Raw genomic sequence first — 25,046 nt, forward strand, 5'->3', positions numbered from 1 at the left:
GGGTCGAAAAACCTGTAAGCATGACGCAAACATGCTTACAGGAGGCAGCAAAGCTAACCCGTATAGGATGGGTTAGTTCATTCAACCATGTATAGGAGTAACACAAAATGCGTTTAATGACAAATGAAGAGTTAGAAGAGGTTGGTGGCGGAGATCAGACTTACGAGCATGTAGAAAAACGTATGACTGAAGATGAAAAACGTGATTATGACAAACGAGCAATCTGGGAAGCTAATGGCTACGGTGGTGGCGTTTAAGTAATTCGTTAGCTCTCAACGTAAGACAGATGGTGTTGGCTTAAGCTAGCACCATCCAATAACCCTTTAAATAAGTCATTATATGCAAGCCAATAATCGATTGCTATTACATTATTTAATCGTAATTTTGTTCATTTTTGGTATCTATAAAAACTGTTCAGGCAAGGATGTTTTGATTTCTTTAGAACCCGATAAAACTGAAGCTCCAAGGTTCGTACGTGAAATCGAAGGTGTGCAAGAGTTGTTATTGTCTAATGGTTTGCAAATTTTATTAATACCTGATCATGGCGCTGCCAATGTGTCGATTAATCTGGTTTACAGAACGGGTGCTAAACAAGAGGCTTATGGAGAAAAAGGTATCGCACATTTACTAGAACATGTCCTAGTCATGCGTGGGTCTCCAAAGCATCCAAACTTAGCAGAGGAAATGAAAAAAAAGGGACTGCGGCGAATTGGAACTACGGGACATGACTATACGAGTTATCGATCAATTATTCCTGCAAATGATGATTTGCTCAACTGGGTTTTAGAAGTAGAAGCAGAACGAATGCTAACATTTAAGTACCATGAAGCTGACTTGAAAATCGCCTTGCATGAGGTATTGGAGGAAAAAGAGAACACGGATCGGGATGGTAATATATTATTAAGAAGAAGTGCGTTTGAAGCAATGTTTCTGTGGCATGCATACGGCAGGGAGCCCATTGGAAACAGAAGTGATTTGGAAAATCTGAGTTTAGAACAAATACAAAAATTTTGGAAAAGCTATTATCGACCGAATAACGCCACCTTAATTGTGGCCGGAAATTTTAATCAAGAAAGAGTTCTGGCATCGATAACCGCTCTATTTGGTTTGATTTCCAACATTGAACAGACAACAAAAGAGCCTGTCACTGTCGAACCAATGCAAGAAGGAGAACGTGAATTTACGATTCGCCGAAGAAGAACGGTTCCAATGATGCTGGCTGCATATCGGACTGAAGATGTTTCACATCCAAATTACGCTGCTGCGCCGTTGCTCGCATATATTTTAGGCAAAGAGGAAAAACGATTAAACGATACCTTAATCACTACAAAGCTAATTGATAAACAAGAGGTAAAAATTGTTAATTTCGCTGATTCAGGAGCCATCATTTTTGAACTAAAACTCGAATACGGTAAGGGTGCTGATCTAAGTATGGCTCAGGAAAAGTTATTGAATATACTAGAAAAAATCGCCGAAAAACCGATAACACAAGAAGAACTCGATCACGCTAAATCATATTGGGATGACAAACTCAGGAAATCAAAAACTGATATTGAATTGTTTTCAAAGGAAATTTCTTATAATGCCGGGCGCGGTGACTGGAGACTTTGGTTTTTGATGCGCAACCATATTCAGACTATAACTTTGGAAAAGTTACAATCAATTGCGAAGAACTGGTTTGACGCAAATAATCGTACGGTTATTAAATTGATTGAGAGTGATGGTTATTCGCGTCGGGAACCATATAGCAAAGTAAATTTAGCAAATCAGTTAAAGCAATTGGATGCAGCAAATGGACAAGTTGATCGATAACGGAGCAACTTATCCTTGCTCCCTAACCGAATAGCCATTTCTGCATCAATGCGCCCCCTCCTCCAAACCGAATCCAGCGAATGCGGCCTAGCCTGTCTCGCCATGATCGCCTCGCACTATGGCTATCACACCGATCTGCCGGATTTGCGGCGCAGGTTTGCGATCAGCCTGAAAGGCGCGACGCTCGCGCAGTTAATGCGGCATGCGTCGACTTTGCATTTGTCGACCCGGCCTTTGCGGCTGGAACTGGATGAGTTATCTGAGCTGCAGTTGCCCTGCATTTTGCATTGGAATCTGAATCACTTCGTCGTCTTAAAAAAAGTATCCAGGAACTGGCAGGGTAAGGTCAGTCTGACGCTGCTGGATCCGGCGGTCGGTGAGCGCCGCGTTTCGCTGGAAGAGGCTTCGGCCCATTTTACCGGCGTCGCTTTGGAGTTATTACCCAGCGCGGCCTTTGTCGCCAAAGATGAGCGACGGCGCATTGCGATCCATGACTTAACCGGACACATTCTGGGGCTGCGTCCTGCGATTGCCAAGGTGATGTTGCTTGCGCTGGCTCTGGAGATTTTTGCGATTTGCTCGCCCTTGTTTAATCAGTTTGTGATCGATGAAGTGATCGTGAGCGGGGACAAGGAATTACTCACGGTGCTGGTGTTTGGTTTTGCCTTGCTGATGGTCACGCAGACCGCGATTAGCCTGGCGCGCAGCTGGTTTCTGATGCGCTGGAGTATGGACATCAGCTTTCAGTGGAGTGCGCGCGTGTTTGCGCATCTGACCCATTTACCGGTTTCTTTTTTTGAAAAGCGCCATCTGGGCGATGTGGTGTCGCGCTTTGGCAGCATAAGTGCAATCCAGAGCACGCTGACCAGCCTGTTTGTAGAAAGCGCGCTCGATGGGCTGATGGCCTTGCTCGCGCTGGGCATGATGCTGGTCTACAGCCTCAAACTGTCAGCCCTGGTGTTGGTGACAGTGTTGATTTACGCGCTGTTACGCTGGGCCTTTTACCAGCCTTTCCGTGAAGCCTCGCAAGAGCGTCTGATCCTGTCGTCCAAAGAGAACAGCCACTTCCTGGAAACCCTGCGTGCGGTGACGCCTTTAAAGCTGTTTGGCCGTGAAGAAGAACGCCGTGCACGCTGGCTGAATCTCAAAATGGATGTACAGAACCGCGACATCAAGACCCAGAAAATGTCTATTCTGTTCAAAGTCGCTAACACCACGCTGTTCGGTATGCAGGGTCTGGCCTTGTTTTACATCGGTGCCGGACAAGTCATGCAGAATGCGCTCACGGTCGGTATGCTGATGGCCTTTTCCAGTTATGCCGGGACCTTCTCAGGCCGCTTCTTTAGTCTGATCGATTTATTTGTGAACCTCAAAATGCTGAGCCTGCATAGCGAGAGGCTGGCCGATATCGTGCTGGAAGAAGCCGAAACCGATCAGGCCTTAGAAACCGATTTGTCGCGCATCCAGCCCGGTATCACGCTCAATAACATCAAATTCCGTTATGCCGATGGCGAACCCTGGGTACTCAATGGCATCCACCTCAGCATCCCGGCCGGTCAAAGTATCGCCTTAGTCGGCCCCAGTGGCTGCGGCAAAACCACGCTGTGCAAAATCATTCTGGGCTTATTAAAACCAACCGAAGGTGAAATTTTGATCGACGGCATCCCGGTCAGACAACTGGGCCTGAAAGCCTGGCGCCAGCTGGTTGGCACCGTGATGCAGGATGATGTCTTGCTGGCGGGCTCCATCATGGACAACATCAGCTTCTTCGATGCCCACACCGACCGTGACCGGGTTGATCTCTGCGCGCGTCAGGCCGCGATTCATGAGGACATCAGCGCCATGCCCATGGGCTACCAAACCCTGGTCGGCGACATGGGCAGCAGCCTGTCCGGCGGCCAGAAACAACGCGTATTACTGGCGCGTGCCTTATACAAACAACCGAAAATTCTGGCCCTGGACGAAGCCACCAGCCACCTCGATGTCGAGAACGAACACAAGGTCAACCAGGCACTGGCCAGCCTCAACTTAACCCGCATCATGGTCGCGCACCGACCCGAAACCATCAGCGCCGCCCAGCGCGTGGTGGCCTTACGTGAGGGGCAGGTGGTGGAAGTCAGAGGCTGTGTGGAAGTCGCAGCAGATGCTGAGACGGAAGCGGTGCGGGTGGCTTGAACGGTAGGCCACCACCCGCTGTCTGGGCCGGGTGGCATTGGTGTGCTGGCTGGCGGCTACAACATGCTGACAGGCCGCCAGCATCTGTCATGCAAATTCAATGGCTATTGGTATGTCATGCGCTGGCGGCTTTATCGGCGAAAATCTTGCGGGAATTTGCGACGCAATTTTATGACAGCGCTGCCATTCACCATCAGGCAGACTAAAACGACAAAGCCGACTAGCCAGGGTTCGAAAGCATGTCTGAACGCTGTGACAATTGCCAAAGGCAACAGACTGGCGACGACCGTCAATGTTTCTGGAGTGTTTTTATGGCGTCCAAACTGCCAGTTGTACAAGGTGACAGGCATCACGAAAAAGATTGCTACAAGAAACAGCAAGCCGAGGTTTGATTCATTTGTACTGGCCGTCCATGCACCTGTAAGGAAAAAAAACAGGGACAAGATCCAGCTTGTTATTCCAATGATTTTCATCAATATCTTCAGCTTGATATGGCCTGGTGTGAGTGGCCTGAACCGGAACTTCCACCCGCTGTCTGAGCCGGGTGGGGCTGCTTTGCTGGCTGGCGGCCAGCATCTTTCATACAAGTGCCACGCTCAGGCCAGTTTGAATGGCAGGGCGCGCAGGCGTTTAGGTTGCAGGCGGGCTAAGGCATTGGCGAAGGCGGGTGCCAGTGGTGGCAGACCGGGTTCGCCCATGCCTTTCGGTGCATCGGCACTGGGCACGATGTGTACCGCAACTTTGGGCATATCGGTGATGCGCGGAACGACGTAGTCTGAGAAATTACTTTGCTCGACCACGCCCTGACGCAGGCTGATGGCGGCGCCTGGCAGGCACATGCCCAGACCCATCAATGCTGCGCCTTCGACTTGTGCGCGTACGCTTTCCGGATTGACGGCCAGATTGCAATGCACGCCAGCGGTCACTTCCAGCAGTTTGGGCTGAGCTTTGTGCAGCGATGCCACCACTACATAGGCCACTACCGATTCAAAGGATTCATGCACTGCCACGCCCCAGGCCTGGCCTTTTGCCAGCTTGCGTTTGCCATAGCCGGATTGCTCGACTGCCAGCATCAGCGCGGCGCGGTGACGTGGATGCTGATCGCCGATTAAGCTCAGGCGGTAGGCAACCGGGTCCTGTTTAGTTTTCTGCGCGATTTCATCGATCAGGGTTTCCATCACAAATGCGGTATGGGTAGAGCCCACGCTGCGCCACCACAGTACCGGCACATTCACTTTGGGATGATGCACGGTGAGCCGCATCGGCAGCGCATACGGTTCTTTCATGCCTTCTACCGCAGTCGCATCGATACCATCCTTAATCATCATGCCTTCAAACAGGGTACCGGCCACGATAGACTGACCGACGATCACATGATCCCAGCCCAGGATTTTGCCCTGCGCATCAAAGCCGATATGGGCAGTGTGCAGGTGCATAGGGCGGTAATAGCCGCCACGGATGTCGTCTTCACGGCTCCAGACGGTGCGTACCGGAGCCTGCAAGCCCGCATCCAGCGCGGCTTTGGCGACCTGGCAGGCTTCCACTACGTAATCATTGCTAGGCACTGCACGGCGGCCAAAACCACCGCCTGCAGCCTGGGTATGTACCAGAATATTTTCTGGCTTCAAACCCAGCGTGCGTGCGGCTGCCAGCCCATCCATACCGGCCATCTGGGTGCCGCACCAGAGTTCAGCACTGTCACTTTTAAGCGCAACGGTGCAATTCAGCGGTTCCATCGGCGCATGCGCCAGATACGGGAAAACGAATTCGGCCTTGATCTGATGCGTGGCTTTGGCGATGCCAGCGACATCGTCTTTGTAATACTGTTGACCCGGCTGGCGTGCCAGTTGGCGATAAGCGGCTAACTGCGCCTGGCTGTCAGTTTTTTCTACCGATGCCACATCCCATTCGACTTTCAGCGCATCGCGCGCCTGTTTGGCTTGCCAGTAGCCGGTCGCGATAATCGCCACACCTTCGGCACCGCGATCAAGCGCGATGCGGCGTACTGCTTTGACGCCAGGCATGGCCTTAGCCGCTGCATCATCCAGGCTGCGGATGCGCGCACCAAACACCGGTGGCCTTGCCACCACGGCTGTCAGCATGCCAGGCAAGCGCATGTCGATGCCATATTGTTGCTGGCCGCGCGATTTCGCTGCCGCATCCAGCCGTTTGGTGGCATGACCGATCAGGCGGAAGCTGGCCGGATCTTTCAGTGTGACTTGTTCAGGCACCGGCAATTGCATGGCGGCTTTGGCCAGCTGACCATAGCTCAGTTGTTGTCCATTAGCGCCGATCACAAACCCGGCCTTGGTGCTCAGGCTGGCCGGATCGGCTTTCCATTGTTGCGCAGCGGCCTGGATCAGCATGGCACGGGTGCGCGCACCGAGTTCGCGGTACTGCATATACGAGTTCTTGATGGAATTCGAGCCGCCGGTCAGATGGATGCCAAATAAAGGATCGGCATAAGCGGGCGAATTGGTGCCATGTACGCTGCGTACCAGACTCCAGTCCGCATCCAGTTCTTCCGCCAGTATCAACGGCAAACCAGTCTGCACACCCTGACCGAAATCCAGACGGTTAATCGTTACCGTGACGATGCCATCTTCTGCGATCTGTACAAAGGCGGAAGGTTGCTGAGTAGGCTTCAGACCCGCCTTCTGATTTGCTGCAGCCCCCTGCGCCTGTGCGCTGTCTGGCAACAGCGGATAGCAGGCCAGCGCAAAGCCGGAACTGGCTGTGACTTTCAAAAAACGGCGGCGGCTCAGGCCCGTTGGGGCGGCTTGCAGCCGGTTTTGCAGCGCGGGTGGTAAATTCAGCACTTGATGATTGAATAGCATGCTGTTCCCCTCAGGCTAACTGACGTGCGGCATCGTGTATCGCAGCGCGGATACGCTGATAAGTACCGCAGCGGCAGATATTGCCTGCCATGGCGGCGTCGATGTCAGCATCGCTGGGTTTTTTATTGGTTTTCAGCAGTGCGGTTGCACTCATGATCTGGCCGCTCTGGCAATAGCCACATTGCGCCACGTCATGCTGTATCCAGGCCGCCTGCACCACACGTCCGACCGCATCGTTTTCCATGCCTTCTATGGTGCTGATCTGCTGTCCGGCGACTGCTGAAACCGGCGTCACGCAAGAACGGGTGGCCTGGCCATTGATATGCACAGTGCAGGCACCGCACAAAGCCGCACCGCAGCCAAACTTGGTACCGGTCAGCCCCAGCGCATCGCGCAAGGCCCACAATACCGGGGTGGATGGGTCCACATCAAGCTGATGGGTTTGTTGATTGATGCTTAACTGGCTGATTTGTGTCATCGCTGATGTCTCCTGCCGGATCGGTTGGATGGGAATGAAGCTAGAACTATAGGCCAAAATTGCGATTACTGCTGTACGCAGCAGGCGGCTGTCGGAAATCGGCGACACCGTGGCGACAAAGTGGATGGCATCGCTGATGGTGCACAAAAAAATGGACGCCGGGCAGCGTCCACAAACACGAGGAGAAACAAGGCAGGCCGCGCTCCATGCTGAGCGCTGAACCATGAAAATTACTGGTAGCTGCGCATATCGGCGATCACTTTGCCATCATTCGGCAAGCTGGCCGGGCTCACAAATTCAACTTCGCCACGCAGTTTGGTGATGTCACGCAGGCTGGTGATGATCGCCTGTTGCAGCTGTTCGGATGAGGTCAGGGTTTCGCAGTGCAGGCTCATGGCGTCATTCCCCATTTCACCGCTGACCACCAGTCTGGCCTTGATGATTTCGGGATGGCGTTTTTGCACCTCGGCGATCTGGGAGGGATGCACGAACATGCCTTTCACCTTGGTGGTCTGATCGGCGCGGCCCAGCCAGCCACGGATACGCTGGTTAGTGCGGCCACAGGGCGAGATGCCGGGCAGGATGGCGGATAAGTCGCCAGTCGCAAAGCGTATCAGCGGATAATCGGGATTGAAGGAGGTCAGCACCACTTCCCCGACTTCACCCTCAGGCAGGACATCGCCGGTTCCGGGGCGTACGATTTCCAGTATCAGCTCTTCATCCAACACCATGCCGGGATGGACCTCACCCTCAGTCATGGTTTCGTAGGCGATATTGCCGACATCGGCACTCGCATACAATTGCAGCACATGCGGCACCCCGTGTTGTTGCAGCCATAGCCGTAAAGACGGTGGTAAAGCCTCGGCACCGACCACCGCTTTTTGCAGGCTGGAGATATCGGCGCCGCTATCCTGCGCTTTTTCTATGATGATTTTGAGGAAGCTCGGTGTGCCTATGTAGGCATCCGGCCTGAGTTCAGCCATCGCCTGTACCTGCATTTCGGTCTGCCCGGTACCGGCCGGTATCACGGTGCAACCCAGCCTGGCAGCGGCGCTTTCGACCATGAAAGCGGCGGGTGTGAAATGATAGGAAAAGCAGTTTTGTATCAGCTGGCCTTTACGCAGACCGACTGCGTGCAGCGGACGCGCAAAGCGCCACCAGTCCGCGCCACGGCCTTCCGGATCAAAGATAGGGCCGGGCGACATGAAAATGCGCGCCAGTTCATGCGGTGCGGCGGTAGTCAGTCCGCCGAATGGGCGCAGCATGCTTTGCAGCGTTTTGAGATCGGATTTGCGCGTGACGGGCAGGCTGGCCAAGGCGGCCCGGCTACGGATCTCGGGCGCATGCACGCCTTGCAGTATGCGGCTCCAGCCGGGGGCCTGCTGCGCATGGGCGATCAGTTGTGGCAGCCGGTTCATCAGCGCCTGTTCGCGACTCAGCGGATTACGGGTTTCCAGCGCATCCAGATAATCATGCATGGTGCAGACTTCCTTTAGAAAAATCACTACTGGTCAGACGTGGGGTGCTTCAGGAGACTAAGCTTGGTGCTGATAAAAACAGGCTGCGCTTCAGGCCAGCCAGCGTTTGCGACGCCGGTAAAATTTCAATTCGCGGAAGCTCTTGCGGCCTGCGCCGGAGACGCCCAGATAAAATTCTTTCACGTCTTCATTGCTGGCCAGGTCCTGAGCTTCACCTTCCATCACGACGCGGCCGTTTTCCAGGATGTAGCCGAAATCGGCGTAACGCAAAGCGATATTGGTATTCTGTTCTGCCAGCAGAAATGAGACCTGCTCCTGCTGATTCAGATTTTTGACGATTTCAAAAATCTCTTCCACCAGTTGAGGCGCAATACCCATCGATGGCTCATCCAGCAAAATCATGCTGGGTCTGGCCATCAGCGCCCGGCCGATTGCACACATCTGTTGTTCACCGCCCGAGGTATAGCCTGCCAGCGACTGACGCCGTTCACGCAGCCTTGGGAAATAGTGATACACCTTGTCCAGCTCGGCTTTCAGCTCACTGCGGCTCAGATGACGGGTATAGGCACCGGTCAGCAGATTTTCTTCCACACTCAGATGCGCGAAACAATGGCGGCCCTCCATCACTTGCGACAGACCGCGTTTGACCAGCTCATTCGGCGTGAGCTGATCGACGCGCTCGCCGCGAAAATGAATATCGCCCTTGGTGATATCGCCGCGTTCATTTTTCAGCAGGGTGGAAATCGCTTTCAGCGTGGTGGATTTCCCGGCACCGTTGGCACCCAGCAGCGCCACGATTTTTCCTTGCGGGACTTGCAGCGATATCCCTTTTAAGACCAGGATCACATGGTCGTAAATCACTTCGATATTGTTCACACTCAGATAAGCTGGGTTATCTGTAGTGGCTTCTGGTCGCAATGCGGAGATACTCATAATCAGCTCATCGGTAATGTCACGCGAATCATACGAATTGATGCAGCGGGCAAATTGGCTCAGGTTCTGGCTACGGCGACGCAGCTTGTCGGCTGCGTCGCCGGAGTACTGCCAGTCTTACTTCAGACAGGCTGGGGTGATTTTTTTCTCAGCCGCGTATTTATTCGATGACTCTTCCAGCATCGCGCGTGTGAGTGCCTTGTCACCTGTGATCCAGTTTGGCGTAATCGCCTTCCACTGATCGCCAGTCCATTGCTGCACCTTGACTGCGCCTGAGCCTTCATGGTCTTCACACGAGGTTTTCACCGGTGGGAACATGTTCAGGGCACCCAGCGCTTTTTGACGTGCTTCATCCACATTCAGGTTTTCAAAGCCCCAGCGTATCTGTTCCGCGCTCATGGTTTTGCCTTTGCCGAATTTTTCCTGCGCTTTCAGGATGGCTTCTGTCCACAGGATGGCGGCAGTCACACCGCGCATGTGATACACCGAGCCTATGCGTGCTTTATCGCTCAGATTGCCCTTGCCAGCGGCATAGACTTTGCTGCGGATTTCATCGAGCACAGGGTAATTGCCCGGTGTATTGAAGGTCATCGAGGTATACCCTTTGGCAGCGTCACCGGCCGGTACCGCGTCTTCTTCCGAACCGGCCCACCACACGCCCAGCATTTTTTCACGTGAATAGCCATTGCGCTGTGCGGTTTTGATTGCCACTGCATTCATTACACCCCAGCCCCACAGGATCACGAAATCCGGATTGGCCTGACGGATTTGCAGCCATTGTGATTGTTGTTCATTGCCAGGATGCGCGACCGGGATTTTGATGAGTTCAAAGCCATATTGCTTGGCCTGCGCTTCCAGTACCGGGATAGGTTCTTTACCGAATGCCGAGTCGTGGTACAGGTGGACGATTTTTTTGCCTTTGAGTTTGTCCAGGCCACCGGCTTTATCACCCAGGTATTTGGTCATGGCCGCAGCCTGATTCCAGTAGCTGGTGATGAGTGGGAAAATATATGGGAACACCTTGCCGTTAGCCGCATCGGAACGGCCATAACCGAGCGTGGTCATGGGGATTTTGTCGTCTGCCACGCGATCCAGGATGCCGTAGGCAATGCCGGTGGACAGCGGCTCTACCAGCGAAGCGCCGCCCTGGGATTTTTTCAGACGCTCATAACATTCCACCCCGCGTGAAGCGTTGTATTCGGTTTCGCATTCTTCCCAGCTGATTTTGACGCCGTTCAGGCCGCCTTTGGCATTGATCAGATTGAAGTAATCAATCGCGCCGCCAAAGAAGCCCGAGCCGCCCGCTGCATACGGTCCGACGCGGTAGGACAGGACAGGAATAAACTGCTCATCAGCTTGCGCTGTGACAGTCAGACCACATAGTGCAGAAGCCAGTAATACAGATTTCATCAGTTTCATGGTGTCTCCTTCGTGTTGTCAGTTACTGCGTTGCGGCCCTGACCCGGATGGGTGGCGGGCTCTTTTGTGGTTAAAACCAGATAAAACTCACATCCTTAATGCGGGAAAGGCCATAGCCTTAATTTTTCTTTGGCGATTTGCCATAAGCGCGCCAGTCCGTGCGGCTCCACGATCAGGAAGAAAATGATCAGTGCGCCAAATACCATCAGCTCCAGATTCGATGCCACATGGGTGGGCAGCGCCAGTGTATGCGCCAGCAGATTGAGCACTACCGGCAGCAGCACGATAAAGGCCGCACCCAGAAAAGAACCCAGGATAGAGCCGACGCCACCGATAATGATCATGAACAGGATGCGGAAAGACAGATCAAGGTTATAGGCCTCAGGCTCGACCGTGCCCAGATAGGCATACGCATACAAAGCACCGGCGATGCCGCAGTAAAACGAGGACACTGCAAACGCCAGCAGCTTGGTGCGCATCAGCCGGAAGCCGATCACTTCCGCTGCCACGTCCATGTCACGCACTGCCATCCACGAGCGTCCCACATTCGAGCGCACCATATTCTTTGCCAGCAGGGCCAGCAGCGCGACGATCAGCAGGGTCAGCAGATATTTTTTGAGCGGTGTGTTGAAGGCATAACCCGCGATCACGATTTCCTGCGCGGTGATCACGCCCGATGTGCTGTAGTTGGTGAACCACTGAATTTTAGTCAGACACCAGACCACAAAAAACTGCGTCGCCAGCGTCGCTGCCGCCAGATAAAAGCCACGGATACGCAGCGAAGGCAGGCCGAAAGCAATACCGACCAGTGCGGCGCAGATACCGCCCAGTACAAAAGCGAGTAACACCGGTATGCCGGGCAGCCGCAGTATGAAGTTATACGAAGCAAAGGCGCCGACCGCCATGAAGGCGGCAGTGCCGAGCGAGAGCTGGCCCGCATAGCCGGTCAGGATATTGAGGCCGAGTGCCGCCAGCGAAAAAATCAGGAAGGGGATGAAGATCGCCGAAAATGCATAATCCGATGCCAGCCAGGGCACGGCGATCAAGGCGATCAAGAGCAGGATCGCGATCCCTATGCGGTCCTGACGCAGCGGGAAGATCTGACTATCCGACTGGTAGCTGGTTTTAAATTGTCCGGCTTCACGATAAAACATAGTCTGTCCTTATAGTCTCAATACGGATGCGGCTTTCAGGGCGATTTGGGCTGGAAAGGCAATACTGCTGCGGATGTGCTGTTTTAAAAGTCCAGTTCAAACACAGTAAAAAGCGCATTTCACATTTCATTTCATCGGCCAAATCAACTGTGTGCGGCTTTAAATACGCCGGATAATTTTTTCACCGAACAGCCCCTCAGGTCTGACCAGCAGGAATAGCAGCGCCAATACGTACGGGAACCAGCCCTCAATCCCACCGCCGACCAGCGGGCCGATATATACCTCGGCCAGCTTTTCTGATGCACCGATGATGAGTCCGCCGACTATTGCGCCCGGCACCGAGGTGAAGCCGCCCAGGATCAATACTGGCAAAGCCTTGAGCGCAACAAAGGTCAGCGCAAACTGGACGCCATTACGCGCACCCCATAACAAGCCAGCCACCAGTGCCACAAAGCCAGCCACGGTCCAGACGATGGCCCAGATCTGCTGCAACGGAATACCGACTGCCAGCGCGGCCTGATGGTCATCTGCCACGGCGCGTAATGCACGGCCGATTTTTGTCTTGGAAAACAGCAGCGCCAGTGCCGTGACCAGTAAGGCGCAGATCAGCGCGGCGATCACATCAAACTGCGAGACCAGGATGTTGTAGTGCTCCATCACATATTCGATAGGTACATCTTCTATCGGCAGAGTGAGTTTATGCGGTTGCGAACCCCAGATCAGCTGCGCTAATCCTTCGATGAAAAACGTCAGTCCTATGGTCGCCATGAACAGCGTAATTTCCGGCTGATTGACCAGCGGCCGCAACACCACGCGCTCTATCGCCAGACCCAGCAGCACCATCACCAGCATAGTCAGCGGGATCGCGAGCCACATCGATAACTGGAATTTCTCGCTGAGCCCGACGCAGGTCAGCGCCGCAAAAAACACCATCGCACCCTGCGCGAAATTGAACACGCCGGAAGCTTTGTAAATCAGCACAAAGCCGAGTGCCACCAGCGCATACATCACACCGGACAGCAAGCCGCCGATCAGCACTTCAAAGAAAAAATTCAGATTCATGATTTGCCCTTAATGACAGTCTCAGTGCGCCACGCCCAGATAGGCGTTAATCACTTCCTGGTTGGCCAGCACTTCTGCCGGTGTGCCATCGCCGATTTTTTTGCCATAGTCGAGCACCACTACGCGGTCGGAAATATCCATCACGACACCCATATCATGTTCGATCAGGACGATGGTGGTGCCGAACTGATCATTCACATCCAGTATGAAGCGGCTCATATCCTGTTTCTCTTCCACATTCATGCCGGCCATCGGCTCGTCCAGCAACAGGATTTCCGGCTCTGCCGCCAGTGCCCGGCCCAGCTCCACGCGCTTTTGTAAGCCATAGGACAAGCGGCCTACCGGCGTTTTACGGATATGCTGAATTTCCAGAAAGTCGATGATTTGTTCGACCTTGTGTCTATGTGCAATTTCTTCTTTTTGCGCGGGTCCCCAGTACAGCGCCTGCAGTAAAAAATTACTGCGCATCTTCAGATTACGACCGGTCATGATGTTATCGAGCACACTCATGCCTTTGAACAGCGCGATGTTCTGGAAGGTGCGTGCAATACCGCTGCGTGCAGCAGCATAGGTATTCATGTCCTTGCGCACTTGTCCACGATAAGTGATCTGACCCTGCTGCGGCCGGTACACGCCATTGATCACATTCAGCATAGAACTTTTGCCTGCGCCGTTAGGCCCGATGATGGCGCGGATTTCATGTTCCCTGACATTGAACGAGATATTGGTGAGTGCCTTTACCCCGCCGAACGCAAGTGAGATACCTTGCAGGTCGAGGATGACGTCGCCGGTTTGTCTGCTGTGATTCATGCGCTCTCCTCAGGCGGCGTGCTGACGGGCAGCGAAAGTGGTGGCATCGCTGATGTGCAGGTCAGCACAAACTTTGCCCTGACGGCCATCTTCAAACTTGACCTGGGTTTCTATGTATTGCGAACGCAGCCCGGCATACATTGCATCGATCAGAACCGCATATTTATCGGCCACAAAACGGCGCCTTACTTTGCGGGTGCGGGTCAGTTCATCATCATCCGGGTCCAGTTCTTTATGCAATACCAGGAAGCGTTGTATCTGGGTGTCGGCCATACCGGCTTCACTGGCCAGACCGGCATTCACTTTTTCTATGCAGGACAGGATCAGTTGATATGTCTCGGCCTTGGCGGCCAGATCGGTATAGCCGGAATACGCAATGCCGCGCCGTTCGGCCCAGTTACCGACCGCTTCCATATCGATATTGATGAAGGCACAGACATGCGCACGTTCATGACCGAAGGCGACGGCCTCTTTGATGTAGGGGAAAAATTTCAGTTTGTTTTCGATATAGTTGGGTGCAAACATGGCACCCGATTGCAGCTTACCGACATCGGCCGCACGGTCTATGATTTTCAAATTGCCATCCTGATCCAAAATGCCGGCGTCGCCGGTATGGAAGTAGCCCGCGCTGTCTATCACTTCTGCCGTCGCGTCTGGCCGTTTGTAATAGCCAGTCAGCATCGCTGCGGATTTCACCAGCACTTCCCCATTGTCTGCCAGCCGCAGATCAACGCCGGGTGCAGCGCGGCCTACGCTGTCAAACTGGATTTTTCCATCCGGCTGCAGGCAGACATAGGCACAGGTTTCGGTTGAGCCATATAGTTGTTTCAGGTTGATGCCTATCGAGCGGTAAAAGCGAAATAAGTCTGGCCCGATGGCAGCACCGGCGGTGTAAGCGACGCGCACGCGCGACAGGCCCAGCACGTTTTTGAGCGGCCCATAAATCAGGAATTCACCAAGCTGATACTGCAGCCTGTCAGCCAGTACGACCGGTTTGCCATCGAGGATGTCAGCGCCACAGCGGCGCGCAACCTCCATGAAATGCTGAAACAGTTTTTGCTTGAACTGACCGGCATCTTCCATTCTTATCATGACGGTGGTCAGCATGTTTTCAAACACCCGTGGCGGGGCGAAATAATAGGTGGGGCCGACTTCGCGTAAGTCGCTCAATACGGTTTCACCCGATTCCGGGCAATTCACGGTAAAGCCGCATACCAGCGCCTGCGCAAATGAAAACAGGTGGTCACCGACCCAGGCCATGGGCAGATAAGACAGGATGTCTTCGTGTTCGCTTAATCGATCGAAGGCCACGCCGCCTTCAGCCGCAGTCATGAACGCGCGGTGGCTCTGGCACACGCCTTTAGGCTTGCCGGTGGTGCCTGAGGTGTACAGCATGACGGCAGTGTCTTCGGCCGCACCGGCTGCAATCTGCTGCAGATAGAAATCGGGATGTGCCGCATCATAGTCACGCCCCGCCTGCTGCAGACTGGCATAAGACACCAGCTCAGGCTGCTGATAATGGCGCATGCCGCGCTCGTCTTCAAAGCAAATGTGGGCGATGCCTGCATAGTGGCTGCGGATTTCCAGCAGCTTGTCGACCTGCTCCTGATCTTCCACCACCGCGTAGGTGATTTCAGCATTTTCCAATACATAGGCCATGTCGGCAGCGGGCGCATCCTGATACAGCGGCACGGCGATTCCGCCCAGACTTTGCGCTGCCAGCATGGCCCAGTACAGGCGTGGACGGTTGTCGCCGATGATGGCCAGATGCATACCGCGCTGAAAGCCGCGTGCCGCCAGGCCACAGGCGAGGGCGCGCACTTCCGCATTGACCTGTTGCCAGCTCCAGGTTTGCCAGATGCCCAGATCTTTCTCACGAAAAGCCGGATGATGCGGACGCAGCTTGCCATGCGCCAGCAACAAGGCCGGAAAGGTCTTGTTCGTTGTACTTGTCATGTCTCCACCATCTGCCTTCAGGCATAGCGCTCAGGTTCCGGTTTCTGTGTACCGGTCATCCTTGCGTTCAGGTTTGTAATACTTATTTAAGTTAGTTCGGGAAGTGTCCTGAGCTTTACTTACGACAGTCTTACTTGTGTACACAGAGCGGCTCGGGCATCAAACAACAGCGCATGCGTGCAGACTAGGGCTTACAATATTGCTCTGTGACAGTCAGGGGCTGAGTCTAGCGGTGTTCTCCAACTCCCTGCTGTCGTTTGACTGACAATCTGAGTAATTGAGACAACTTTCGGTGGTGCGTTGCACAAACATGAATACATCCAACAGCGATCCAGAACTGCGTTTTCAGCACACTATGTGGGCCAGCATGCTGGCGCCGGAACACATGCAAAAAGTCAGGGAAGAAGTGACAGAGCGCTTTGTACCGGCCGGTGCGTTTGTGTGTCGTAAAGGCGATCCTGTGGATCACTGGATGGGTGTGATCGACGGTTTTTTAAAAATGAGCAGTATCTCGCCGGAAGGGAAAACCGTGACCTTCAGCTGTATGCTGGCGGGTGGCTGGTTCGGCGAAGGCTCACTGCTCAAGACTGAGCCACGGCGCTACGATGTGGTGGCCTTGCGCGACACCCGGGTCGCCTTCATGCCACGCACGACCTTTAACTATCTGCTCGATCACAGCATACCGTTTAACCGCTTCCTGCTGCATCAGCTCAATGCGCGGCTGGGTTTGTTTATCTCACTGGTGGAATATGACCGCATGCTCGATCCCGATACCCGGGTGGCGCGTTGTCTGGCCGCGATGTTTCATCCCTACCTGAATCCTGCCAGCAGCATGCAATTGCAGATTTCTCAGGAAGAGATCGGTTATATCAGCAGCGTGTCGCGTCAGCGCGCCAATCAGGCGCTGCAGCTGCTCGAGAAAAAGCAGTTATTACGGGTCGATTATGGTGGCATCACGATACTCAATCTGGATGGCTTACGCAGTTTTCCGCAGGAGACTGAACTGTGAAAACACTGTCCATCATCGGTGCTGGCCGGGTCGGCCAGACGCTGGCGCGGGTCTGGCATCAGCAGGCGCTATTCCGCATTGGCCAGGTCATCAATCGTAGCCCGGCCAGCACTGCTCACGCGCTGACTGTGATCGGTGCCGGCAGCGCTGCCAGCTGGCCAGATTTGCAGCCGGCCGATATCTGGATGTTGAGCGTGGCAGATGATCAGATCAGCCAGGCGGTCGCACAACTGACAGCCAGCGCGGTATTGCGGCCTGGTGATGTGGTGTTTCATTGCAGCGGCGCCAAAGCCTCGCTGTTGCTGGCGCCTGCGGCACAGGCAGGTGCATTCACTGCCAGCGTACATCCGGTGCGCAGCTTTGCTGATCCTGTGCAGGTGGTGGCTGATTTTGCGGGGACCATATGCAGTCTGGAAGGCGATGTGCATGCATTGACATTGATCGAGGCGGCCTTGCAGGCCGTCGCTGCACAAACAGTGCGGATAGAAGCAGAACACAAGCTGGTGTATCACGCGGCAGCCGTGATGGCGAGTAATTACCTGGTCACGCTGATGGATACGGTATTAGCGACGTATCAGGCGGCGGGTATTCCCCTTGAAATGGCACAGGCAATGGCGGCACCGCTGGCGCGGCTGTCGCTGGAGAATGTGTTCAGCTTAGGTGCAGAGCGCGCGCTGACCGGGCCGATAGCACGCGGCGATATGGCCTTAGTGCAGCAGCAGGCGACGGCCTTGACGCAGGCCTCGCCTGCAGCCGGTGCGCTGTATCAGGCGTTGATTGCACCGACCCAGGCACTGGCAGCACGCCGTACTCACTCAGAGAAGTAAACGCTGTTGCGTCCGTTTTCTTTCGCCTGATACAGCGCCAGATCGGCTCTTTCGAATACGCTGTCTTCACTCTCATTTTCACGGCATTGCGCGACGCCCATACTCACCGTCACTGACAAACGGCCGCGGGTTAAGTCGGTGGTGCGTGAAAAATCATTATTGGCGATGGTATTACGCAGGTTTTCTGCAATCGATGTGGATTTTTCCAACGTGCAGTTTTTGAGTAATACCAAAAATTCTTCGCCGCCCCAGCGGCAGATCACATCGCTTTCACGCAATGAACGTTTGGCAATCGCGGCGACTTCTTTCAAGACGTGATCCCCCACCAGATGGCCTTGTTTGTCATTGATTTTTTTAAAGAAGTCGACATCAAGCAGGATCACACACATAGGCTGGCGCGTACGTTCACTGTCGAGTAGTGCTTGCTGAAATACGAAGTCAAACGCATGCCGGTTTAACAAATTTGTGAGTGCATCAGTGGATGCGGATTTTTCCAGGCGTGTCTGATAGCGCCGCACAGAAATCAGTACCATACTCGCAATCAGCAGCGTGATGCCGGCACTGATGCCGATATTGAGCAGGTACACATTCTGCAAAGGTTTGATATCGGCATTGGTTTCCTGCTCGACCAGCAAATACCAGCTCAGTTCCGGGATGTAGCGTGAATTCAGCAAGACCTTGCCATTATTACCCATGTACTCAAGATGAGAGGAGTCAGTAGCGCGATTACTCAGTATCTTATCGCTGATACTTTGTATGCCGCTCATGGCTTGCAGACTGCCACCTGTTTTACCAAAATTGCTGCCAGTCAGTGTCAACAGGCCTTTCTGATCGACGAAAAATATTTTCCTGTTAAAGCGTTTTTGATAGCTGTCGATCATGTGTTTGAGGGTGTCGAGGGTTAGTCCTACACCAGTCACACCGAGAAATTCACCCTGGTAATCGAACACGCGATAATTGACGAAAATCGTAACCGTATCATTATTGGCATGATCCAGATCGACATTCGTTTCATATTGGGCCTTGAGATTTTTAACTCGCAAAAACCAGGCATCACGCGGATCGCTCTCCTGTATCTTTTTGAGCACTCCGTTGGTGTGATAATAATTGCGGGTTTTTTCTGAAATCAGGAAGCTGGAGACCGCTTTATTTTTTTGTTTGATTTCTTTCAGATATTTGGCGATTAGTTCCTGATCTTCTTCGCCATTCAATATCCAGTCACGCAGAAAAGTGTCATGCGCCATTTGTGAAGAAACGAAAACCGGACGCAGGATGTCTCGCTGGATCTCAGAATAGACATTGTCACCAGTCAGCGGCAAGGTTTGTTCAGAGATACTTTGATGTATCGTGTCACGCGAGACGATATAGCCAGCTAAGGTTGTGCAGACAAAACCGGCAATCAGGATCAGAGATAGCCATACCAGCAGACCGTATTTTTTAAACATGTTTTTCATGGACTGGAGACGGAGCGTAAGCGATGGGTTTGCCGCAAATCATACTATAAAGCGCTGCGCTTTCTGTGGCTTATGCAACTTGTTTTTGGGTAATATTGACGAAAAAAATGCCGCAAATCGCGGCATTTTTTTCATTTCGGACTATTTTTGACTTTTTTGCCAATTTTTCAGGCAAAGGAGTGATGTAAAATTACCACGGTCGCTGCGGAATCACGCGAAAGCTCATCAAACCACAGGCGGCTTATACGCTCAGGCACTCAGGGACGCGGTGTCAGCGCAACATGCAGGCGCAGACGTGAACCCGGGTCATATGGCATGACCGTGGTATAAGTACGGTTATGGTATTCATAAGTCACCGCATAGCCATTGGTACGTGTTTCCCAGCTGTCTACATTACGGCATTGACGTACAGGACGGGTTTCATAGCTAGGCTGGTTGTTGTAATTATTGTTGCTATTGGTGTTGTTGTTATCCATGCGGTCACCGACCAGCGCGCCGGCAATGGCACCTGCTGCGGCTGCTGCAATGCGGCCATTACCACCGCCAACCTGGCTACCCAATAAACCACCGGCTACGCCACCCAGGATAGCGCCGCCATTGCTGCGCTCAGCCTGACGTTCTGGCTGGCGATAACGTTGGGTGGTTTCGTATTCGGTACGGCAATCCTGACGCGGGACGTTGATTTGCTCCATTTGTGGCGTGACGCTGATGACACGTGCAAAATCTTCGAAGTCGGCTGCATGTGCAGTTTGCACAGCGCCACCCATCGCGATCAGTGCGCTCAGTATCATCCAGTGTTTGCTTGTCATTTTACGTGTCGTTTTCATATTAGCCTCATTGCGAATTGTCACGAATTAGTCAGCATTAAACGCCACAAGTTCCGAAAAGGAATACAAACTTAGTGTAACTTAGTTTAACGGCGCATATCCTGCTACCTTTGGTATTGCCAGCATCGGCATCTTGCTTGTGAGTAGTGATACTCACTTTCGTATTATTGCAAACGGAGTAATTCAGCTGGGTTTTTACCGTCGCTGACAGGACTGGCTTTATGCTTAAATGAGCGCCTTATCAATGTACACCTAATTTTGCCGCTGCGAACACGTTGTCTGGAGTAATCATCGACCACGCGCTGCAATCTGTAACTCTTGAAAGGATAACTATGGCCGTTAAGCCTCTGATACCCGCACTGCCAAGCTTGAATTCCTGCGATTACGCTTCTTATGTACTGGCTGGCGTGGGTCTGCTGCTGGTGTTAAAAGCGGGGCTGGTGCTGGCTTTGTTCGCGGGTTTGCTGGTGTATTCCCTGATCCATGTGATGACACCGGGCATCGCGCGCCGTTTCAGCCACCGGCAACCGCGCATGATCGCGGTGGTATTGCTTTCTTTTATATTGATCAGCGCCATTCTGGCGTCGTCCTGGGGCTTGCATGTGTTTTTCCGCAGCGATGCCGGTAATCTGCATAGTCTGTTGCAAAAACTGGCGGATATTATCGAGGCGTCCCGTCATCAGGTTCCTGAGTGGGTGGGTGCTAACTTGCCTGAAGACGTCGCCGCGTTGCAGGAAATACTGATACATTGGCTCAGGGAGCATGCTGGTGAAGCCAAATTACTGGTACCCGAAGCAGGTCATATGCTGGTGCATCTGCTGCTGGGCCTGATCATAGGCAGTATGGTGGCTTTGCGCGATGTGAGTAGCGATGTGCAACACAAACCTTTCGCCGCAGCCCTGATACGCCGCATCAGTAATTTGGGCAATGTGTTTCATAAAATCGTGTTTGCCCAGGTACAGATTTCCCTGATCAATACCGTCATGACGGCGATTTACCTGGCTGTCATACTGCCCTTGTGCGGCATACATCTGCCACTGGTCAAAACCATGATCGCGATTACTTTTGTGGCCGGGCTTATTCCTGTGGCGGGCAATATTATTTCGAATACGGTCATTGTCATTGTTGCCCTGTCTCATTCCCTGCATGTGGCGCTGGGTTCTTTATTGTTTATGGTGTTGATCCATAAAGCAGAATATTTCCTGAATGCCAGAATTATCGGCGCGCAAATCAATGCACGTGCCTGGGAATTACTCACTGCTATCCTGGTGATGGAGACCTTGTTCGGTGTGCCAGGTTTGGTGGTGGCCCCCGTGTTTTATGCCTATCTCAAGCTGGAATTGAGCCAGCGTGAGCTGGTCTGAAGCTGAAAAAATTTCATCGCAAGGGGATTTTGGCCTGTAGCGAATTATCTTGCGGCGCAAGAAAGCATGGAGTGATGCCATAATGGAGAGCAAAGATTTCTTCTACTTTCCTCCATTTGCCAAAGAGCACATCATGATTCTTGAACTCGCCGATATCCGCATCCATCCGGGCCAGCAAGCCGAATTCGACCAGGCTATACAGCGTGGCCTGACCGAAGTGATTTCTCAAGCCAAAGGTTTTGCGGGGTATAAAGTCAATAAAGGCATAGAATCTCCCGAACGCTATATCTTGACGATATTCTGGGAAACCCTGGAAAATCACACAGTTGATTTCCGGGAATCTGCAGCATTTCTGCAGTGGCGTGCTATCGTAGGCCCTTACTTTGCCGCACCGCCCGTGGTGGAGCATTTCACTCTGCTGACCAAATCATCCTGAAACTTGTAGGGATATAGCTAGAATTGACTTGATTCCTGCGGTTTCGTCCCAAGTTAGTTTTATCTTTATTGATTCGGTGCATTTCATAGTATTTTTGCTATGGCCGCCGGATCACCGGCAGCTCAAACGCAAAGGTCACTATGGTTCCGCATCTGGTCACGGCTCTCAACGGGCCCCTGCACGATCTCGAAAAGAAAATTCTGGAAGCAACGCCCGCCATTGAGCGTTGGTTCCGCCTCGAATGGCAGGAACATACGCCACCATTTTATTGCTCGGTAGACTTACGTAACGCCGGTTTCAAGCTGGCGCCAGTCGATACCAATCTGTTTCCGGGCGGATTCAATAATCTGGCCACCGAAATGTTACCGCTGTCGGTGCAGGCAGCGATGGCCGCTATTGAAAAATATTGCCCTGACGCAAAAAATCTCTTGCTGATTCCGGAAAATCACACCCGCAACATGTTCTATCTGCAGAATGTGGCAAGGATGATCAAGATTTTCCGCCAGACTGGTCTGAATGTACGCCTGGGCTCTTTGTCCGCCGAAGTGACTGAGCCTGTGACCATAGATTTGCCGGATGGCGAGCAACTGATACTGGAGCCGCTCGAACGTTCTGCCAATGGACGCCGGCTGGGCCTGAAGAACTTCGACCCGTGTACCATCGTGTTGAATAATGATTTATCGGCCGGTATTCCCGCTATTTTAGAAGAGCTCAATGAGCAGACTCTGCTGCCGCCGCTGCATGCTGGCTGGGCCTTGCGGCGTAAGAGCAATCACTTTGCCGCTTACGATGAAGTCGTGAAGAAATTCGCCAAGATGGTGGATATTGATCCCTGGATGCTGAATCCGTTTTTCCTGAAAGTGAAAGACGTGAATTTCCATGAACGGACCGGCGAAGATGCGCTGGCTGCAGCAGTCGATACCATCCTGGCCAAGATACGCAAAAAATACAAAGAATACGGCATCAAAGAGAAACCCTTTGTCATCGTCAAAGCCGATGCTGGTACCTATGGCATGGGCGTCATGACGGTGCACAATTCGGATGAGGTCCGCGACCTGAACCGTAAGCAACGCAATAAGATGTCGGTGATTAAAGACGGTGTTGAAGTGCGCGACGTGATTGTGCAGGAAGGTGTGTACACCTTTGAGCAGGTGCATGAATCTGTCGCGGAACCCGTGGTGTATATGATAGATCGCTATGTGGTCGGTGGTTTCTACCGCTTTCATGAAGACCGTGGCGTCGATGAAAATCTGAATGCACCGGGCATGCATTTTGTGCCGCTTGCATTTGCACAGCAACACGCGGTACCGGATATGCGTGCCAAACCCGGCACCGCTGCACCTAACCGCTTTTATATGTACGGTGTGGTGGCGCGTCTGGCTTTGTTAGCTGCGTCTCTTGAGCTGGAAAGAACAGATCCGAATCCTGAAATTTATTAATCTCAGGACTGCAGCATAAAGGCAGGTGTGCTGTGCTGCATACCAGTCGTGCTGTGGCAGACTATCAATGATGTCTAAACTGAAATACAGGCTATGAAAATTGCATTTCTGACCGACCCTTTGGCGCAGTTTAAAACCTATAAAGATTCCACTTTCGCCATGATGCGCGAAGCGGCAAAGCGTGGGTACACGATTTATGCCTTCGGCCCTGAACAGTTGGCGTTGGAATCCGGCCTGGTAGTGGCGAATGTGGCGCGTATCACGCTGACGGGTGACGCAGACGATTGGTATCGTGCTGAAGCGCCGCAAGCCATGCCACTGCACGCATTCGATGCGGTGTTACAGCGCAAAGATCCGCCGTTCGATATGGAATACATTTACGCCACCTATTTGTTAGAGCTGGCTGAATCCCAGGGCGCACGCGTTTTTAACAAACCGGCTGCGATCCGTAATCACAATGAAAAACTCAGTATCGCCCAGTTCAGTCAGTTCACCGCGCCGACCCTGGTCACGCGCGATGAGCAGCGTATCCGTGCATTTCACCGTGAACATCAGGATGTGATACTGAAGCCCCTCGATGGTATGGGTGGCGCGGGTATTTTCCGTATCGGTGCCGATGGCATGAATCTGGGCTCGGTGATTGAAACCCTGACTTTACAAGGCGCGCGCACTATCATGGTGCAGCGTTATATTCCGGAAATCGTGCATGGCGACAAACGCATCTTATTGATTGGCGGCAAGGTTGTGCCGTTTGCACTGGCCCGCATTCCTCAGAATGGTGAAGTACGTGGCAATCTGGCTGCCGGTGGCGTCGGTGTGGCGCAGGAATTGTCGGTGCGCGATCTTGAGATTGCGCAGACGCTGGCACCTGAATTGTATAGACGTGGATTGTTGCTGGTAGGATTAGATGTGATCGGTTCCTGTCTGACCGAAGTCAATGTGACCAGTCCAACCTGCTTCCAGGAAATTACGCAGCAAAAAGGCTTTGATGTGGCGGCGATGTTTATCGATGCGCTGGAACAGGTGCTGGCATAGGGCTTGCGCCGTATAGATACAGCCTTGGGCTTGACAAGAAGCATGAGTCAGCGAAGACTGAGGTCTTGACTGGGTCTTAGCGGCCCCGGCTTACACTACAGGTAATCAGGTAATATGGTTGGTATCCTTTTAATGACACACGCGCCGCTGGGTTCGGCATTTTTACAAGCTGCGGCTCATGTGTTCCGTGCCATGCCTGAACGGCTGGAAGCCATTGATGTGATCGCCGATCAGAACACAGATCAGGTACATCAGCTGGCATTGGAAGCGGTACAGCGACTCAATAGTGGGTCTGGCGTGTTGGTGTTGACCGATATCATGGGGGGCACGCCATCGAATTGTTGTCGTCAGCTGGGTGAGCCTGATCAGGTCGCCGTCATTGCTGGTATCAGTCTTCCTATGCTGCTGCGGGCTTTAACCTACCGTCATGACACTCTGGATGTGGTGGTGGAGATGGCGTTGGCAGGTGGACAAAACGGGGCAACGCGGGTGGATAGCCGGGTACGCATCTGACAAAAAACAGAACGATAAAAAACAGAAA

At 53.0% G+C, this 25,046-nt stretch carries 22 protein-coding genes; 10 read left to right on the forward strand and 12 right to left on the reverse strand.

The genetic code is table 11. From position 1 onward, the window contains the following. Positions 1 to 107: 107 nt before the first annotated feature. From H8K43_RS10210 to H8K43_RS10220, 3 genes are all read left to right on the forward strand, one after another. On the forward strand, positions 108 to 257 hold the full coding sequence (locus H8K43_RS10210; protein ID WP_186903756.1) for a hypothetical protein: 150 nt from the start codon (positions 108 to 110) through the stop codon (positions 255 to 257). 82 nt (positions 258 to 339) lie between these two features. Continuing rightward, positions 340 to 1,812, forward strand: coding sequence for a M16 family metallopeptidase (locus H8K43_RS10215; RefSeq protein WP_186903757.1), 1,473 nt, complete (start codon positions 340 to 342; stop codon positions 1,810 to 1,812). Between the two features lie 48 nt (positions 1,813 to 1,860). Further along, positions 1,861 to 3,987: a peptidase domain-containing ABC transporter gene (locus tag H8K43_RS10220; protein WP_186903758.1), complete on the forward strand. Its 2,127-nt coding sequence runs from the start codon at positions 1,861 to 1,863 to the stop codon at positions 3,985 to 3,987. 131 nt (positions 3,988 to 4,118) lie between these two features. On the opposite strand, the gene H8K43_RS10225 is transcribed toward H8K43_RS10220, so the two are convergent. From H8K43_RS10225 to H8K43_RS10270, 10 genes are all read right to left on the reverse strand, one after another. Then, on the reverse strand, positions 4,119 to 4,460 hold the full coding sequence (locus H8K43_RS10225; protein ID WP_186879868.1) for a hypothetical protein: 342 nt from the start codon (positions 4,458 to 4,460) through the stop codon (positions 4,119 to 4,121). 123 nt (positions 4,461 to 4,583) lie between these two features. Further along, positions 4,584 to 6,824, reverse strand: coding sequence for a xanthine dehydrogenase family protein molybdopterin-binding subunit (locus H8K43_RS10230; RefSeq protein WP_186903759.1), 2,241 nt, complete (start codon positions 6,822 to 6,824; stop codon positions 4,584 to 4,586). Positions 6,825 to 6,834: 10 nt separating this feature from the next. Beyond that, positions 6,835 to 7,293: a (2Fe-2S)-binding protein gene (locus tag H8K43_RS10235; RefSeq protein ID WP_329604132.1), complete on the reverse strand. Its 459-nt coding sequence runs from the start codon at positions 7,291 to 7,293 to the stop codon at positions 6,835 to 6,837. Positions 7,294 to 7,532: 239 nt separating this feature from the next. Then, positions 7,533 to 8,780 carry a phenylacetate--CoA ligase family protein gene (locus H8K43_RS10240; protein ID WP_186903760.1) on the reverse strand — a complete coding sequence of 416 codons (1,248 nt, stop codon included), beginning with the start codon at positions 8,778 to 8,780 and terminating at the stop codon, positions 7,533 to 7,535. A gap of 90 nt (positions 8,781 to 8,870) precedes the next feature. Then, the gene (locus H8K43_RS10245; protein ID WP_162019158.1) at positions 8,871 to 9,713 is read right to left on the reverse strand and encodes an ABC transporter ATP-binding protein; all 843 of its coding nucleotides are present in this window, start codon (positions 9,711 to 9,713) and stop codon (positions 8,871 to 8,873) included. 117 nt (positions 9,714 to 9,830) lie between these two features. Beyond that, entirely contained in the window at positions 9,831 to 11,132 is a 1,302-nt protein-coding gene (locus tag H8K43_RS10250) for an ABC transporter substrate-binding protein (RefSeq protein WP_186903761.1), read from the reverse strand. Positions 11,133 to 11,227: 95 nt separating this feature from the next. Further along, the gene (locus H8K43_RS10255; RefSeq protein WP_186903762.1) at positions 11,228 to 12,286 is read right to left on the reverse strand and encodes a branched-chain amino acid ABC transporter permease; all 1,059 of its coding nucleotides are present in this window, start codon (positions 12,284 to 12,286) and stop codon (positions 11,228 to 11,230) included. A gap of 159 nt (positions 12,287 to 12,445) precedes the next feature. Next, positions 12,446 to 13,342 (reverse strand): branched-chain amino acid ABC transporter permease, encoded by an 897-nt coding sequence (locus tag H8K43_RS10260; RefSeq protein WP_186904022.1) that lies wholly within the window; start codon positions 13,340 to 13,342, stop codon positions 12,446 to 12,448. Between the two features lie 27 nt (positions 13,343 to 13,369). Next, positions 13,370 to 14,158, reverse strand: a complete 789-nt coding sequence (locus tag H8K43_RS10265; protein ID WP_162019154.1) for an ABC transporter ATP-binding protein — start codon at positions 14,156 to 14,158, stop codon at positions 13,370 to 13,372. A 9-nt stretch (positions 14,159 to 14,167) separates the two neighbouring features. After that, the gene (locus H8K43_RS10270; RefSeq protein WP_186903763.1) at positions 14,168 to 16,114 is read right to left on the reverse strand and encodes an AMP-dependent synthetase/ligase; all 1,947 of its coding nucleotides are present in this window, start codon (positions 16,112 to 16,114) and stop codon (positions 14,168 to 14,170) included. 310 nt (positions 16,115 to 16,424) lie between these two features. Between H8K43_RS10270 and H8K43_RS10275 the strand changes: the two genes are divergently transcribed. Both H8K43_RS10275 and H8K43_RS10280 read left to right on the forward strand, forming a co-directional pair. Next, on the forward strand, positions 16,425 to 17,123 hold the full coding sequence (locus tag H8K43_RS10275; protein ID WP_186903764.1) for a Crp/Fnr family transcriptional regulator: 699 nt from the start codon (positions 16,425 to 16,427) through the stop codon (positions 17,121 to 17,123). Further along, positions 17,120 to 17,950 carry a Rossmann-like and DUF2520 domain-containing protein gene (locus H8K43_RS10280; RefSeq protein ID WP_186903765.1) on the forward strand — a complete coding sequence of 277 codons (831 nt, stop codon included), beginning with the start codon at positions 17,120 to 17,122 and terminating at the stop codon, positions 17,948 to 17,950. Before H8K43_RS10275 ends, H8K43_RS10280 begins: the two co-directional genes overlap by 4 nt. On the opposite strand, the gene H8K43_RS10285 is transcribed toward H8K43_RS10280, so the two are convergent. After that, complete coding sequence (locus H8K43_RS10285; RefSeq protein WP_230403848.1) at positions 17,935 to 19,395, reverse strand: sensor domain-containing diguanylate cyclase; 1,461 nt, start codon at positions 19,393 to 19,395, stop codon at positions 17,935 to 17,937. The two genes, H8K43_RS10280 and H8K43_RS10285, sit on opposite strands and share 16 nt — an antisense overlap. 266 nt (positions 19,396 to 19,661) lie before the next feature. Beyond that, a complete protein-coding gene (locus H8K43_RS10290; protein ID WP_230403855.1) occupies positions 19,662 to 20,231 on the reverse strand; it encodes a glycine zipper 2TM domain-containing protein in 570 nt (189 codons plus the stop codon). Between the two features lie 332 nt (positions 20,232 to 20,563). On the opposite strand from H8K43_RS10290, the gene H8K43_RS10295 reads away from it, so the two are divergent. The 5 genes from H8K43_RS10295 to H8K43_RS10315 all read left to right on the forward strand — a co-directional run bounded on the left by H8K43_RS10295 (position 20,564) and on the right by H8K43_RS10315 (position 25,018). Continuing rightward, on the forward strand, positions 20,564 to 21,595 hold the full coding sequence (locus H8K43_RS10295) for an AI-2E family transporter (RefSeq protein ID WP_186903767.1): 1,032 nt from the start codon (positions 20,564 to 20,566) through the stop codon (positions 21,593 to 21,595). Positions 21,596 to 21,728: 133 nt separating this feature from the next. Then, positions 21,729 to 22,031: an antibiotic biosynthesis monooxygenase family protein gene (locus H8K43_RS10300; protein WP_162019148.1), complete on the forward strand. Its 303-nt coding sequence runs from the start codon at positions 21,729 to 21,731 to the stop codon at positions 22,029 to 22,031. Positions 22,032 to 22,171: 140 nt separating this feature from the next. Continuing rightward, positions 22,172 to 23,470, forward strand: a complete 1,299-nt coding sequence (gene gshA, locus H8K43_RS10305) for a glutamate--cysteine ligase (protein ID WP_186903768.1) — start codon at positions 22,172 to 22,174, stop codon at positions 23,468 to 23,470. 93 nt (positions 23,471 to 23,563) lie between these two features. After that, complete coding sequence (gene gshB, locus H8K43_RS10310) at positions 23,564 to 24,505, forward strand: glutathione synthase (protein WP_186903769.1); 942 nt, start codon at positions 23,564 to 23,566, stop codon at positions 24,503 to 24,505. A gap of 114 nt (positions 24,506 to 24,619) precedes the next feature. Further along, on the forward strand, positions 24,620 to 25,018 hold the full coding sequence (locus H8K43_RS10315) for a PTS sugar transporter subunit IIA (protein WP_186903770.1): 399 nt from the start codon (positions 24,620 to 24,622) through the stop codon (positions 25,016 to 25,018). Positions 25,019 to 25,046 lie beyond the last annotated feature (28 nt).

The sequence above is a fragment of the Cognatundibacterium curvum genome, from assembly GCF_014284235.1.
Classification (GTDB): domain Bacteria; phylum Pseudomonadota; class Gammaproteobacteria; order Burkholderiales; family Burkholderiaceae_D; genus Undibacterium; species Undibacterium curvum.